Raw genomic sequence first — 14,660 nt, forward strand, 5'->3', positions numbered from 1 at the left:
TGCCCGGCCGCAGGCCGCGTGTCGGCGGCGAGGCGAGGCCGCGCGGCCATGCGCGTTACAATGCCGCCATCGTTTCCGTGGTGGAATCCCGACATGTTTGCCCGTTTCCCCCTCTATCTGAAGCTGGTCCGGATGGACAAGCCGATCGGCAGCCTGCTGCTGCTGTGGCCGACGCTGAACGCGCTGTGGATCGCCTCGAACGGGCGGCCCTCGCCGCTGCTGCTGGTGATCTTCATCGTCGGCACGCTGCTGATGCGCTCGGCCGGCTGCGCGATCAACGACTACGCCGACCGCGATTTCGACAGCCACGTCAAGCGCACCGTGGACCGGCCGCTGGCCTCGGGCAGGATCCGCGCATGGGAGGCGGTGGTGATCGCGGCGGGCCTCGTGATCGCCGCGTTCCTGCTGATCCTGCCGCTCAACCTGCTGACGAAGGAGCTGTCGGTGGTAGCCGTGATCATCGCCGGCACCTATCCGTTCATGAAGCGCTTCTTCGCGATCCCGCAGGCCTACCTCGGCATCGCGTTCGGCTTCGGGATCCCGATGGCGTTCGCGGCCGTGCAGGACACCGTGCCGCTGATCGCCTGGGTGATGCTGGCCGCCAACGTGTTCTGGTCGGTCGCCTACGACACCGCCTATGCGATGGTCGATCGCGACGACGACCTGAAGATCGGCATGCGCACCTCGGCGATCACGTTCGGCCGCCACGACGTGCTGGCGATCATGCTCTGCTACGCGATGGTGTTCGCGATCTACGTCTGGGTCGGCCTGGTCGAGCACTTCGGGCCGCTCTACTGGCTCGGCTGGGCCGTCGCGCTCGGCTGCTCGGTCTACCACTACACGCTGATCAAGGATCGCGACCGCATGAAGTGCTTCGCCGCGTTCCTGCACAACAACTGGCTCGGCGGCGCGCTGTTCGTCGGGATCGCCGCGCACTACGTGGTGGCCGCGCTTTGAGCGCGGCGGCCGGCCCGCAGCGGGCGGCCGGTGAGGTGAAAAGCACGGAGCGGCCGGAAAGGCCGCTTCGTCGTTTACGGCGCCGGGGAGGCGCCGGAGGATTTTCTGTACGCGTTGCCGGCGGGGCGCCGGGCCGCTGCACGGCCGCCGTGGCGTCCGCGGTCCGGCATGCCCGCCGCGTCGGCTTACGCGCCGCCCAGCTCGTCGCCGAGTTCGCGCGCGCGCGCCTCGGCGGCCAGCACGCCGCGCACGATCGCCTGCTTCAGGTCCTGCGCGTCGAACGCCGCGAGCGCGGCCGCCGTCGTGCCGCCCTTCGAGGTCACGCGCTCGCGCAGCACGCCGGCCGGCTCGCCCGAATGAGCGGCCAGCTGCGCCGCACCGGTAAACGTCGCCACCGCCAGCGCGCGGCCCTGCTCGTCGCTCATGCCGAGCTGGCGCGCGGCGTCCTGCAGCGCCTCGATGAAATAGAACACGTAGGCGGGGCCGCTGCCCGAGATCGCGGTGACGGCGTCGAGCTTCGCCTCGTCGTCGAACCAGACCGTCTCGCCGACCGCGCCGAGCACGGCCGAGCCGAGGTCGCGGCCCGCCGCGTCCACGCCCGGCAGCGCGGCGAGGCCCGTCACGCCCATCCCGACCAGCGCCGGCGTGTTCGGCATGGTGCGCACGATGCGCGCGTAGCCGCCGAGCCAGCGCGACAGGTCGGCCGCGCGGATGCCGGCCGCGATGCTGATCACGAGCGCGCCGCCCAGATGCGGCGCGAGCGTCTTCGCGACTTCGCCGAGCACCTGCGGCTTGACCGCCAGCACGATCGCGTCGTAGCCGGCCAGCGTGGCGTCGATCGCCTCGCCGGTGCGCACGCCGAACGTCTCGCGCAGCCTGGTGCGCGAGCTGTCGTTGGGATCGATCACGTAGAGCGAGTCCGGCGCGGCGGTGCCGCGCTTGACGATGCCGCCGATCAGGGCGGAGGCCATGTTGCCGCCGCCGATGAATGCAATTTTCATGATGGTTGGAAGGAGGGAGCGAAGGGTCAGGACGCGCTCGGCGTCGAATAATCACGGGCGCCGAAGATCGCGGTGCCGATCCGGACGATCGTCGCGCCTTCGAGCACGGCCGCCTCGAGGTCGGCCGACATCCCCATCGACAGCGTGTCGAGCGCGAGGCCGCCGGCGCGCAGCGTGTCGTACAGCTCGCGCAGCACGCGGTGCGGGGCGCGCTGCGCCGCGAGGTCACCGGCCGGTTCGGGAATCGCCATCAGGCCGCGCAGACGCAGCGTCGGCAGCGCCGCGATGGCCTGCGCGAGCGCGGCGACCTCGGCCGGCGCGACGCCGCTCTTGGTCGCCTCGCCGCTGACGTTGACCTGCACGCAGACGTTGAGCGGCGGCAGGTGCGCGGGGCGCTGTTCGGCCAGACGCTGGGCGATCTTCAGGCGGTCGACCGAATGCACCCAGTCGAACTGCTCGGCCACCGCGCGCGACTTGTTCGATTGCAGCGGCCCGATGAAATGCCACTCGAGCGAGGCGCGCAGATCGGCGAGCGCGGCGATCTTGTCGAGCGATTCCTGCACGTAGTTCTCGCCGAACGCGCGCTGGCCGGCCGCGTGGGCGGCGCGCACGGCCTCGGCCGGGAACGTCTTCGACACCGCGAGCAGCGCGACGTCGCCCGGCGCGCGGCCGGCGGAACGGGCCGCATCGTCGATGCGGCGGTGGACGGAGGCGAGACGGGCGGCGAGATCGGACATACGCGGAAGGATGGTCGGAAAACGAAAAGGGCGCCGCGCGAACGCGGCACGGCCCATTATACGGAGCGCGTCCGGTCGCGGGCGGCCCCGGCGCGGCATGGCGGCGCGCGCGCCGCGACTGCGTCAATCGTCGAGCAACTGCTCGACCAGCTGGACCCAGTGCATCACGGGCGTGGCCGTGCCGCTCTGCAGGTGGGTGATGCAGCCGACGTTGCCCGACACGATCAGCTGCGGGTCGAGCTCGCCGAGCTTCGCGAGCTTCTGCCGGCGCAGCTTGTACGACAGCGCCGGCTGGGTCAGCGAATAGGTGCCGGCCGAGCCGCAGCAGAGATGGCTGTCGGCCGGCAGGCGCAGTTCGACGCCGAGCGCCTCGAGCAGCCGCTCGACCTTGCCGCGCGATTGCTGGCCGTGCTGCAGCGTGCAGGGCGGATGGTAGGCGACGGGCTGCAGCGCGCGATGCCGGGCGAGCGCGACGAGCCGCGTCTCGAAGCCGGCCAGCAGCTCGGACACGTCCCGGGTCAGCTCGACGATGCGGCGCGCCTTGTCGGCGTAGGCGGCGTCGTCGCGCAGCAGGTGCGCGTATTCGAGCACGGTCGCGCCGCAGCCGCTCGCGTTCATCACGATCGCCTCGACGCCCTGCTCGACGAACGGCCACCACGCGTCGATGTTGCGGCGCGCGTCGGCGAGCGCCTCGTCGCGGTAGTTCAGGTGCAGCCGGATCGCGCCGCAGCAGCCGGCCTCGGGCGCGATCACGGTCTCGATGCCGAGCGCGTCGAGCACGCGCGCCGTCGCGATGTTGACGTTCGGCATCATCGCGGGCTGCACGCAGCCGGCCAGCATCAGCATCTTGCGCGGATGGCGCGCGCTCGGCCATTCGAGCGGCCGGGTCCGGGCCGGCACCTTGTCGCGCAGCCGCCGCGGTAGCAGCGGGCGCAGCTGCTGGCCGAGCCGCATGGCGGGCGCGAACAGCGCCGCGTTCGGCACGAAGCTGGCGAGCGCGCGGCGCATCAGGCGCTGCGACAGCGGGCGCGGCACGCGCGCGTCCACCTGCTGGCGGCCGATCTCGACCAGCCGCCCGTACTGCACGCCCGACGGGCAGGTGCTCTCGCAGCTGCGGCAGGTCAGGCAGCGGTCCAGGTGCTGCTGGGTGCTGCGCGTGACGGGCGCGCCTTCGAGCGTCTGCTTGATCAGGTAGATGCGTCCGCGCGGGCCGTCGAGCTCGTCGCCGAGCAGCTGGTAGGTGGGGCAGGTCGCCGTGCAGAAGCCGCAGTGGACGCACTTGCGCAGGATCGATTCGGCTTCGTCGCCGTCGGGCGTATTGCGGATGAAGTCGGCGAGATTCGTCTGCATGGGCTCAGAGGTCGGGGTAGAGCCGGCCGCGATTGAACACGCGCTCCGGGTCGAACGCGGCCTTCAGGCCGCGATGCATCGCCGCGAGCGGGCCGGCCAGCGGCGTGAACACGCCGGCGCCGCGATCGTAGCCGCTGCCGGCGCGGTACAGCGTGGCGTGGCCGCCCGCCTGCTTCGCGCTCATGCGCACCGTCTGCGCGTCGGCGTCGGTGATCCACCAGCGCTGCGCGCCGCCCCATTCCATCATCTGCGAGCCGGGCAGGTGCAGCGGCTCGGTGATCGACGGCAGCGACAGGCGCCACAGCGCGTGGCCCGGCGCGAGGATGTTGAAGTACGGGTCGTCCTGCTCGCGCACGCCTTCCCAGAACCGCTCGGCCTCGACCGCGTCCACCGCCTCGCCGCCGAGCGTGGCCTTGGCGGCCTTCACGGCGGCCTCGGCGCCCGACAGCCGCAGCACCAGCGTGCCGAAGCGCCAGACGCTCGCGCTGACCGGAAACGGATGCCCCGACCATTCGTTGAGCTTGCGCACCGCGTCGGTCGCGCTCATGTCGAACTTCAGCGTCAGCTCGGCCACCGGCACCGGCAGCACCTTCACCGACAGGTCGAGCATCAGCCCGAGCGTGCCGAGCGAGCCCGCCATCAGCCGCGACACGTCGTAGCCGGCGACGTTCTTGACGACCTGGCCGCCGAAGCGCAGCACGCTGCCGCGGCCGTTCATCAGCGTGACGCCGAGCACGAAGTCGCGCACCGCGCCGGCGCTGGCGCGGCGCGGGCCGGACAGGCCGGCCGCGATCACGCCGCCGAAGGTGGCCGCGGCGCCGAAGCCGGGCGGCTCGAACGCCAGCATCTGGCCATGCGCGGCAAGCTCGGCCTCGATCTGCGCGAGCGGCGTGCCGGCCCGCGCGGTGATCACGAGCTCGGCCGGGTCATACGACACGATGCCGTGATGCGCGCGCGTGTCGAGTATCTCGCCGTCGAGCGACTCGCCGTACCAGTCCTTCGTGCCGCCGCCGCGAATCCGCAGGCCGCGGCCGTCGGCGGCCGCCGCGCGGATGCGTTCGGCCCAGTGCGCGACGATGTCGTCGTGTTCCATCCGGTGCCGCCTCGTCCTCAAATTTTTTGTGCCTCGATTGTACCGGCGCCATCGGCGCCGACAGTCGGGCGAACTCCCTAGGGATCCCGCGGCCCGCGCCGCCCGGGCGTTCAGAAGCGCGGCAGCTCGGGATGCGGCAGCAGCCCGCCGCGCACGTGCAGGCGGCCGTACTCGGCGCAGCGCGCGCGGCTCGGGATGCCCTTGTCGGGGTTCAGCAGGTTGGCCGGGTCGAACGCGCGCTTGACGGCGAAGAACGCGTCGCGCTCCTCGGGCGAGAACTGCACGCACATCGAGTTGAGCTTCTCGACGCCCACGCCGTGCTCGCCCGTCACCGTGCCGCCCAGCTCGACGCAGCTCTCGAGGATCTCGGCGCCGAACAGCTCGGCGCGATGCAGCTGGTCGCGATCGTTGCCGTCGAACAGGATCAGCGGGTGCATGTTGCCGTCGCCGGCGTGGAACACGTTGATGCAGCGCAGGTCGTAGCGGGCCTCCATCTGCTCGATGCGCGCGAGCAGCGGGCCGATCGCGCGGCGCGGCACCGTGCCGTCCATGCAGTAGTAGTCGGGCGAGATGCGGCCCGCGGCCGGGAACGCGTTCTTGCGGCCCGACCAGAAGCGCAGCCGCTCGCTCTCCGAGCGCGACACCTGGATGCGCGTCGCGCCGTTCTCCTGCAGCACCGTGGTGACGCGTGCGATCTCCTCGATCACCTCGTCGGGCGTGCCGTCCGATTCGCAGAGCAGGATCGCGGCCGCGTCGAGATCGTAGCCGGCCTGCGTGAACGCCTCGACCGCCTGGGTGGCCGGCTTGTCCATCATCTCGAGCCCGGCCGGCACGATGCCGGCGGCGATGATCGCGGCCACCGCCTGGCCGCCCCTGACGACGTCGTCGAAGCTCGCCATCACCAGCTGCGCGGCCTGCGGCTTCGGGATCAGCCGCACCGTGACCTCGGTCACGATCGCGAACATGCCCTCGCTGCCGATCATCACGGCCAGCAGGTCGAGGCCGGGCGTGTCGAGCGCGAGCGAGCCGAACTCGACCACGTCGCCGTCGATCGTCACCGCGCGCACGCGCAGCACGTTGTGGACCGTCAGTCCGTATTTGAGGCAGTGGACGCCGCCCGAATTCTCGGCGACGTTGCCGCCGATGGTGCAGGCGATCTGCGAGGACGGATCGGGCGCGTAGTAGAGCCCGTAGGGCGCGGCGGCCTCCGAGATCGCGAGGTTGCGCACGCCGGGCTGGACCGTGGCGGTGCGCGCATAGGAGTCGACCTCGACGATGCGCGTGAAGCGCGCGAGCGAGACCACGATCCCGCCCTCGTGGGGCAGCGCGCCGCCCGACAGGCTGGTGCCGGCGCCGCGCGGCACGATCGGCACGTTCATGCGGCGGCAGATCTGCACGATGCGCTGCACCTGCGATTCGGTCTCGGGCAGCGCCACGGCGAGCGGCAGCCGCCGCCAGGCGGCGAGGCCGTCGCACTCGTAGGCGGCGGTTTCCTCGTCGCGGTGCAGCAGGCAGTGGCTCGGCAGCACCGCCATCAGCGCCTGCACGACCTCGCGCTGGCGCTGCGCCCGCCCGGCCGGGTCGGGGCGCGTATCGGTATCGGCCTGGTGGATCGCGGGTTCGGCGGCGTTCATGCGTCGAGGCTGAAGATCTTGCCGGGGTTCATCAGGTTGCGCGGGTCGAGCGCGAGCTTGATCGCGCGCATCGCCTCGATGGCGTTCTCGCCGTGCTCGGCCGCGAGGAAACGCATCTTGTGCAGGCCCACGCCGTGTTCGCCGGTGCAGGTGCCGCCCATGCGCAGCGCGCGCTCGACGATGCGCTGGTTGATCTGCTCGGCTTCCTCGAGTTCTTCCGGCTTCGCCGGATCGATCAGGATCGCGACGTGGAAGTTGCCGTCGCCGACGTGGCCGACGATCGGGCAGGGCAGCGTCGAGGCGCGCAGGTCGAGCTCGGTTTCCTCGACGCACTCGGCGAGCCGCGAGATCGGCACGCAGACGTCGGTGGTCACCGCGCGGCAGCCGGGCTTCAGCTGCAGCATGCCGAAGAACGCGTTGTGGCGCGCCGACCAGAGCCGCGTGCGGTCCTCGGGGCGCGTCGCCCATTCGAAGCCCTGGCCGCCGTTCTGCGCGGCCAGTTCCTGCACGCGCTCGGCCTGCTCGCGCACGCCGGCCTCGGTGCCGTGGAATTCGAAGAACAGCGTGGGCGCCTCGGCGAGCGTCAGGTTCGAGTGGCGGTTGATGGCGCGCACGCCGAGCGCGTCGACGAATTCGACGCGCGCGATCGGCACGCCGATCTGGATCGTCTCGATCACCGAGCGCACCGCGTCGCCCATCGACGGGAACGTGCAGATCGCGGCCGACACCGCTTCGGGCAGCGGATGCAGGCGCAGCGTGACTTCCGTGATCACGCCGAGCGTGCCCTCGGAGCCAACGAACAGGCGCGTGAGGTCGTAGCCGGCCGAGGACTTGCGCGCGCGGCTGCCGGTCTTCACGACGCGGCCGTCGGCCAGCACGGCGGTCAGGCCGAGCACGTTCTCGCGCATCGTGCCGTAGCGCACGGCGTTGGTGCCCGAGGCGCGCGTGGCGGTCATGCCGCCGATGCTCGCGTCGGCGCCCGGGTCGATCGGGAAGAACAGGCCGGTGTCGCGCAGCGCCTCGTTGAGCGTCTTGCGCGTGATGCCGGGCTCGACCGTCACGGTCAGGTCGTCGGCGTCGATCGACAGCACGCGGTTCATGCGCGACACGTCGAGCGAGACGCCGCCGCGCACCGCGAGCAGGTGGCCTTCGAGCGAGGAGCCGGCGCCGTAGGGGATCAGCGGTACGTCGTGCTGCGCGCACAGCGTGACGACGGTGCCGACCTCGTCGGCGCTCTGCGCGAACACGACGGCATCGGGGAGTTCGGGATCGAACGGCGATTCGTCACGGCCATGATGGGCGCGGACCGCTTCCGAGGTCGACACGCGCTCGCCGAACGCGGCGACGAGCGCCGCGCGCAGCGCATCGGGGAACGGGCGGCGCAGCGACGCCGGGGGGGCGGGATGGTTCACGCGTGTCTCCTTGGGGCGATTTGTTCGGGTTCGTTCGTTGCGCGCGGTGGCCGACGGGCCGGCTTCGGACCTGCGTGGGAGGGGGCTCGAAGGCGGTGCGCGGCGACCGGCGAATCATTCTACGCGCAAAGCCCGCTGCCGCGCCGCGGCGGGCGCTGGGATAATGGCGGCGCGGTTTGGGGTCCGGTTTGGGGTCCGGTTCGCGGCTCGATGGGAGGGTCCGGAGCGCCGTCGGCTGCCGTGATCCGCCCGTCCGGCGGCGTCGGATGCGAGCCGGTGCGCTGCGTAGCCGGCCACCCGCGAGGAATCTGCCGCGAGGCAGGACCGGCGGGCGAGCCGGAGCGGGAATCGACGCAGAAGGCGGCAGGAAGCGGCAGGAAGCGGCGCGAACTCCACGCAGACGCATCACGCTGAAAACGGCACGAAAGCGCAGTGAGCGCCGATCGCGCACGTCACCAACACGACACGACGAGGACACGAGATGGGCAACCGCCTGAGCAAGATCGCAACCCGCACCGGCGACGACGGCACGACCGGCCTCGGCGACGGCAGCCGGGTCGGCAAGGACGACGCGCGGATCGCGGCGATCGGTGACGTCGACGAACTGAACTCGCAGCTCGGCGTGCTGCTGGCCGAGCCGCTGCCCGAGGCGCTGCGCGGCGCGCTGTCGGCGATCCAGCACGACCTGTTCGACCTCGGCGGCGAACTCTGCATCCCGGGCCACGTGGCGATGACCGACGCGCACCTGGCGCGGCTCGACGACTGGCTGGCCTACTACAACGCGCAGCTGCCGCCGCTCAAGGAGTTCATCCTGCCCGGCGGCTCGCGCGCGGCGGCGCTCGCGCACGTCTGCCGGACCGTGTGCCGGCGTGCCGAGCGCTCGATCGTGACGCTCGGCGCGGCCGGCGAGGTAGCGCCGACGCCGCGCCGCTACGTCAACCGGCTCTCGGACCTGCTGTTCGTGTTCGCGCGCGTGCTGAACCGCGCGGCCGGCGGCAGCGACGTGCTCTGGGAGCGCGGCCGGCCCGATTGAAGCGGGCGCCGGAGGCGGCGCGGGCGGTCGCGCCGCCGCGGCGTGGACATCGACGGCAATACCGGGCGGAATCGTTGCGGCTGCGGCAATTTGTCCATCTCGATATTCGGCCTTAAAGATGTATTGTGAATGCATCTTTAAATCAGCCCCCCCCCCAACGGAGAACAACGATGACGACGCTCACCGCCGAGCAGATGGACCGTGTCAAGGCAACCGCCCCGGTGCTTGCCGCCCAAGGACCGAAGATCACGCAGCATTTCTATCAGCGGATGTTTCACCACCATCCCGAACTGCGGAACCTGTTCAACCAGTCGCACCAGAAGGCCGGCGGCGGCCAGCCCGAGGCGCTGGCGCGCGCGGTGTGGGCCTATGCGGCGAACATCGACAATCTCGGCGCGCTCGGCGGCACGGTCTCGCGCATCGCGCACAAGCACGTGAGCCTGTCGGTGCGGCCCGAGCATTACCCGATCGTCGGCGAAAACCTGCTGGCCGCGATCGTCGAGGTGCTCGGCGAGGCGGTGGACGCGCCGACGCTCGATGCCTGGCGGGCCGCCTACGCGCAGCTCGTGCAGATCCTGACCGGGGTCGAGGCGCGGCTCTACGCGCAGGCGCCGTGGACCGGCTACCGGCCGTTCCGGGTCGCGCGCAAGGTGCGCGAAAGCGACGAGATCACCTCGTTCTACCTGGAGCCGACCGACGGCGGCGTCGCGCCGGACTTCGAGCCGGGCCAGTACATCTCGGTCAAGCGCTATATCGGCGAACTCGGCGTTGACCAACCGCGCCAGTACAGCCTGTCGGACCTGCCGAACGGCAAGTGGCTGCGGATCTCGGTGAAGCGCGAGGCGGGGAGAGAAGCGGGGCGAGACGCGGGGCGCCGCGCCGCGGTGCCGGCCGGGAAGATGTCGACGCTGCTGCACGACGGCGTCGAGGAAGGGGCGATCGTCGAGGTGTCGGCGCCGATGGGCGATTTCACGCTCGCGCGCGAGGCCGACACGCCGGTCGTGCTGATTTCGGGCGGGGTCGGCATCACGCCGATGGTGTCGATGGCCTCGGCGCTGGCCGCGGCCGGCAGCCGGCGGCCGCTCCATTTCGTCCACGCCTGCCGCTCGGGCCGCGTCCACGCGTTCCGCGACTGGCTCAACGCGCTGGTGGCGAGCCGCCCGGACACGACGCGCCACGTGCTGTACGAGATCGTCGGCCCGGACGACGAGGCCGGCGTCGATCACGACCGCGAAGGACGGCTCACGCCGGCCGAACTGCGCGCGGCCGTGCTGCCCGATGCCGACTACTATCTCTGCGGGCCGGTCGGCTTCATGACCGCGCAGCGCGACGCGCTGCTCGCGCTCGGCGTCGCCGCGGCGCGCGTGCATACCGAGATCTTCGGTTCGGGCGCGGTGGAATGATGAGGCGAGATGCCTGACGGCAGATCGCCCGGGCTGCCGCCGGCAGGCCCGGGCGATGCGTGTCGCGGCGAGGGAAGGGCCGGTGCGCCGCGAGGCGCCCGGCCCTTCGTGCTTCGTGGCGTGGGCCTTAGTTGCCGCTGCCGCGCGCGACGCGGCGTGCCTTGACGGCGTCGGCCAGCCCTTCGAGCACCTTGACGCTGTCGTCCAGGCTGATGCAGGCGTCGGTGATGCTCTGGCCGTAGGTCAGCGGACAGCCCGGCGTCAGGTCCTGGCGGCCGGCCACCAGGTGCGATTCCACCATCACGCCGACGATCCGTTCGTCGCCGGCCGCGAGCTGGCGGCCGATGTCGGCGCAGACCGGAATCTGGTTCTCATGCTTCTTCGAGCTGTTGGCGTGGCTCGCGTCGATCATCAGGCGCGCGGCGAGGCCGGCCTTGCCGATGTCGGCGCAGGCCACGTTGACGCTCTCGGCGTCGTAGTTCGGCGTCTTGCCGCCGCGCAGGATCACGTGGCAGTCCTCGTTGCCGGCCGTCGAGACGATCGCCGAGTGGCCGCCCTTGGTCACCGACAGGAAATGGTGCGGCTGCGAGGCGGCCTTGATCGCGTCCACGGCGATCTTCACGTTGCCGTCGGTGCCGTTCTTGAAGCCGACCGGGCACGACAGGCCCGAGGCGAGTTCGCGGTGGACCTGCGACTCGGTGGTACGCGCGCCGATCGCGCCCCACGACACGAGATCGGCGATGTACTGCGGGCTGATCATGTCGAGGAACTCGGTGCCGGCCGGCAGGCCCAGCTCGTTGATCTGCAGCAGCAGCTCGCGCGCGGTGCGCAGCCCTTCGTTGATCTTGAAGCTGTTGTCGAGGTGCGGATCGTTGATGAGCCCCTTCCAGCCGACCGTGGTGCGCGGCTTTTCGAAGTAGACGCGCATCACGATCTCGAGATCGTCCTGGAAGCGCCGGCGCAGTTCGACGAGCCGCTTCGCGTAATCGACCGCGGCGTTCGTGTCGTGGATCGAGCACGGGCCGATCACCACCACCAGGCGGTCGTCCATGCCGTGCAGGATCCGGTGCAGCGAGCGGCGCGTGCTGTAGATCAGTTCCGCCACGGCTTCCGAGCACGGGAACTCGCGGATCAGGTGATTGGGCGGCGTCAGTTCTTTCAATTCGCGAATCCGGACATCGTCGGTGTTGTGCGGGGGCATGCTTGTGTTCTCCAGTGTCGCGTCGCCGGGGCGGTCGCGCTCGGCCGTTGCGGGTATCGATCGGTGTGGCCTGGATGCGGCCGGGTTCATCGGCGCCGGAGTTGCTGAACCGGCGGGACGAAAAAAAACCGCCGGCTTCGCCGGCGGTTTTCTGGGAATTTGGTTCGCGCGTCGCGCGCTATCACTCCTCTCGATCCGCCAGCGGTCTGAGATACCAGAAAAAGTAAAAATAAAACTTGGCGGACATGATCGGGCGGTGTGTCGTCGTTGGAGCGATGTCAACTTTATACCCGGGCGGCACGTGCAATGCAACCGGGGGAGGCGAAAAACGCGGATTATCCGCGCAAGTGTCCTTTGTAGCGCAGGATCCCTGCGCTGCGGTGCGGAATTGCCGCACCGCAGCGTGATGGCCCGGCCGGGTTCAGGCCGTGCCGCCGACCGTCATCGAGTCGATCCGCAGCGTCGGCTGGCCGACGCCCACCGGCACGCTCTGGCCTTCCTTGCCGCACACGCCGACGCCCGAATCGAGCTTCATGTCGTTGCCGATCATGCTGACGTACTTGAGCGACTCGGGGCCGCTGCCGATCAGCGTGGCGCCCTTCACCGGGTAGGTCACCTTGCCGTTCTCGATCATGTAGGCCTCGGAGGCCGAGAACACGAACTTGCCGTTGGTGATGTCCACCTGGCCGCCGCCGAAGTTCACCGCGTAGAGGCCGTGCTTGACCGACGCGATGATTTCCTGCGGATCCTTGTCGCCGTTCAGCATGTAGGTGTTGGTCATGCGCGGCATCGGCAGCGCCGCGTACGATTCGCGACGCGCGTTGCCGGTCACCGGCATCTTCATCAGGCGCGCGTTCAGCGTGTCCTGGATGTAGCCCTTCAGGATCCCGTCCTCGATCAGCGTCGTGCATTGGGTCGGGTTGCCTTCGTCGTCGATGTTGAGCGAGCCGCGGCGGTTCGGCAGCGTGCCGTCGTCCACTACCGTCACGCCCTTGGCGGCGACGCGCTCGCCGATGCGCCCGGCGAACGCCGACGAGCCCTTGCGGTTGAAGTCGCCCTCGAGGCCGTGGCCGATCGCCTCGTGCAGCAGCACGCCGGGCCAGCCCGAGCCGAGCACCACCGTCATCGCGCCGGCCGGCGCCGGGCGTGCGTCGAGGTTGACGAGCGCGGCGTGGACCGCGTCGTCCACGTAGCGCGACAGCACCTCGTCGCTGAAGTAGCCGTAGTCGAAGCGGCCGCCGCCGCCGCCCGAGCCGATCTCGCGGCGCCCGTCCTGCTCGGCGATCACCGTCACCGAGACGCGCACCAGCGGGCGGATGTCGGCGGCCAGCGCGCCGTCGCTGCGCGCCACCAGCACCACGTCGTATTCGCCTGCGAGGCCCGCCATCACCTGCGTGATGCGCGGGTCGCGGCCGCGCGCCATCTGCTCGATGCGTTCGAGCAGCTTGACCTTGGCGGTGGCGTCGAGCGAGGCGAGCGGGTCGGACGGCAGGTACAGGTCGCGCCCCGACACACCGGTCAGCGACGAGGCGACCTGGATCTTGCGGCGCCCGCCGCCCGCGGCCGCGATCGCCTTGGTGGCGCTGGCGGCCTGGCGGATCGCCTCGGGCGAGAGGTCGTCCGAGTAGGCGAACGCGGTGCGCTCGCCGGCCACGGCCCGCACGCCGACGCCCTGGTCGATGCTGAAGCTGCCCGACTTCACGATCCCTTCCTCGAGGCTCCACGCTTCGCTGCGGGTCGCCTGGAAGTACAGGTCCGCGTAGTCGACGCGATGCGTGAAGATGTCGGCGAGCGTGCGCGTGAGCAGCGTTTCGTCGAGGCCATACGGCGTGAGCAGGATGTCCTTCGCGAGGGCGAGATTGCGGATGCCGGGTTCGATGATGTTCATGCGGTGTCGGGTATCGGGGTTGCTTTGAGCGGAGTCGGGTCAGTCGTCGGTGTGTCGCGGTGTGTCGGGTCGGAGCGGATCAAGCGGCCTCGTGGCGTATCTCAGTCAAGCACGCGGTGGCGCCAGGCGGGCAGGCTCTGGCGGACCTCGGCGATGCGCGCCGGATCGACCGTGCCCACCACCACGCCGGGGCCTTCGTCGCGCACGGCGACGATCTCGCCCCACGGGTCCACCAGCATGCTGTGCCCCCAGGTGCGCCGGCCGTTCTCATGGCGTCCGCCCTGCGCGGCGGCGAGCACGTAGCACTGGTTCTCGATCGCGCGGGCGCGCAGCAGCGTTTCCCAGTGCGCGCGGCCGGTGGTGTACGTGAACGCGGACGGCACGACGATCAGCGCGCAGTCGCCGAGGCGGCGATACAGCTCCGGAAAGCGCAGATCGTAGCAGACCGACAGGCCGACCCGGCCGAACGGCGCCTCGAAGCTGCGTACCGCCGAGGCGTCGGTGCCGCCGGGGCGGATCGTGCGGGCCTCGTCGAACGATTCGCCGTCCTTCTCGAAGCTGAACAGATGGATCTTGTCGTAGCGCGCGCATTCGCGCCCCTCGGGATCGAACACCAGCGAGGTGTTCAGCACGCGCGACGGCTCCGGCGCGGCCAGCGGCAGCGTGCCGCCGATCAGCCAGACGCCGTGGCGGCGCGCGCAGTCGGCGAGGAAGCGCTGGATCGGGCCGTCCTGATAGGGCTCGGCGAGCGCGAGCTTGTCGGTGTCGCGCTGGCCCATGAAGCAGAAGTATTCGGGCAGCAGCACGAGCTTCGCGCCGAGCGCGGCCGCCTCGGCGACCAGCCGGCCCGCCTCGTCCAGGTTGCGGGCGGGATCGGGCGAGCTGACCGTCTGCAGGGCGGCGACCGTCAACGGGGTGAGGCGATCGGATCGGTCGGTCATCGGAGGTCGT

At 70.8% G+C, this 14,660-nt stretch carries 12 protein-coding genes; 3 read left to right on the forward strand and 9 right to left on the reverse strand.

All coding sequences use genetic code 11. The annotated features are described in order from the left end of the window. Positions 1–93 precede the first annotated feature (93 nt). The gene (gene ubiA / locus BpN12_RS17655; protein WP_246796790.1) at positions 94–957 is read left to right on the forward strand and encodes a 4-hydroxybenzoate octaprenyltransferase; all 864 of its coding nucleotides are present in this window, start codon (positions 94–96) and stop codon (positions 955–957) included. Between the two features lie 185 nt (positions 958–1,142). Here ubiA and proC read toward each other — a convergent pair whose 3' ends face one another. The 6 genes from proC to BpN12_RS17685 form a co-directional block, all read right to left on the reverse strand. Continuing rightward, complete coding sequence (gene proC / locus BpN12_RS17660; RefSeq protein WP_246796791.1) at positions 1,143–1,958, reverse strand: pyrroline-5-carboxylate reductase; 816 nt, start codon at positions 1,956–1,958, stop codon at positions 1,143–1,145. A 26-nt stretch (positions 1,959–1,984) separates the two neighbouring features. Next, positions 1,985–2,695 carry a YggS family pyridoxal phosphate-dependent enzyme gene (locus BpN12_RS17665; protein ID WP_246796792.1) on the reverse strand — a complete coding sequence of 237 codons (711 nt, stop codon included), beginning with the start codon at positions 2,693–2,695 and terminating at the stop codon, positions 1,985–1,987. A 123-nt stretch (positions 2,696–2,818) separates the two neighbouring features. Further along, positions 2,819–4,045, reverse strand: a complete 1,227-nt coding sequence (glcF, locus tag BpN12_RS17670; RefSeq protein ID WP_246796793.1) for a glycolate oxidase subunit GlcF — start codon at positions 4,043–4,045, stop codon at positions 2,819–2,821. A 4-nt stretch (positions 4,046–4,049) separates the two neighbouring features. After that, positions 4,050–5,138, reverse strand: a complete 1,089-nt coding sequence (gene glcE, locus BpN12_RS17675) for a glycolate oxidase subunit GlcE (protein WP_246796794.1) — start codon at positions 5,136–5,138, stop codon at positions 4,050–4,052. A gap of 110 nt (positions 5,139–5,248) precedes the next feature. After that, the gene (locus BpN12_RS17680; protein ID WP_246796796.1) at positions 5,249–6,772 is read right to left on the reverse strand and encodes an FAD-linked oxidase C-terminal domain-containing protein; all 1,524 of its coding nucleotides are present in this window, start codon (positions 6,770–6,772) and stop codon (positions 5,249–5,251) included. Further along, positions 6,769–8,184, reverse strand: coding sequence for an FAD-binding oxidoreductase (locus tag BpN12_RS17685; RefSeq protein ID WP_246796797.1), 1,416 nt, complete (start codon positions 8,182–8,184; stop codon positions 6,769–6,771). The genes BpN12_RS17680 and BpN12_RS17685 overlap by 4 nt, the downstream gene beginning before the upstream one ends. A 481-nt stretch (positions 8,185–8,665) precedes the next feature. On the opposite strand from BpN12_RS17685, the gene BpN12_RS17690 reads away from it, so the two are divergent. Further along, on the forward strand, positions 8,666–9,217 hold the full coding sequence (locus BpN12_RS17690; RefSeq protein ID WP_246796798.1) for a cob(I)yrinic acid a,c-diamide adenosyltransferase: 552 nt from the start codon (positions 8,666–8,668) through the stop codon (positions 9,215–9,217). A 170-nt stretch (positions 9,218–9,387) separates the two neighbouring features. Continuing rightward, on the forward strand, positions 9,388–10,620 hold the full coding sequence (gene hmpA, locus BpN12_RS17695; RefSeq protein ID WP_246796799.1) for an NO-inducible flavohemoprotein: 1,233 nt from the start codon (positions 9,388–9,390) through the stop codon (positions 10,618–10,620). A gap of 127 nt (positions 10,621–10,747) precedes the next feature. On the opposite strand, the gene aroG is transcribed toward hmpA, so the two are convergent. The 3 genes from aroG to BpN12_RS17710 all read right to left on the reverse strand — a co-directional run bounded on the left by aroG (position 10,748) and on the right by BpN12_RS17710 (position 14,650). Further along, on the reverse strand, positions 10,748–11,821 hold the full coding sequence (gene aroG / locus BpN12_RS17700; RefSeq protein ID WP_246796800.1) for a 3-deoxy-7-phosphoheptulonate synthase AroG: 1,074 nt from the start codon (positions 11,819–11,821) through the stop codon (positions 10,748–10,750). A 421-nt stretch (positions 11,822–12,242) separates the two neighbouring features. Beyond that, the gene (tldD, locus tag BpN12_RS17705) at positions 12,243–13,709 is read right to left on the reverse strand and encodes a metalloprotease TldD (RefSeq protein ID WP_246796801.1); all 1,467 of its coding nucleotides are present in this window, start codon (positions 13,707–13,709) and stop codon (positions 12,243–12,245) included. 101 nt (positions 13,710–13,810) lie between these two features. Beyond that, complete coding sequence (locus BpN12_RS17710) at positions 13,811–14,650, reverse strand: carbon-nitrogen hydrolase family protein (RefSeq protein ID WP_246796802.1); 840 nt, start codon at positions 14,648–14,650, stop codon at positions 13,811–13,813. Positions 14,651–14,660: the final 10 nt, after the last annotated feature.

It is taken from the genome of Burkholderia perseverans, assembly GCF_022870505.1.
In the GTDB taxonomy this organism is placed as follows: Bacteria; Pseudomonadota; Gammaproteobacteria; order Burkholderiales; family Burkholderiaceae; genus Burkholderia; species Burkholderia plantarii.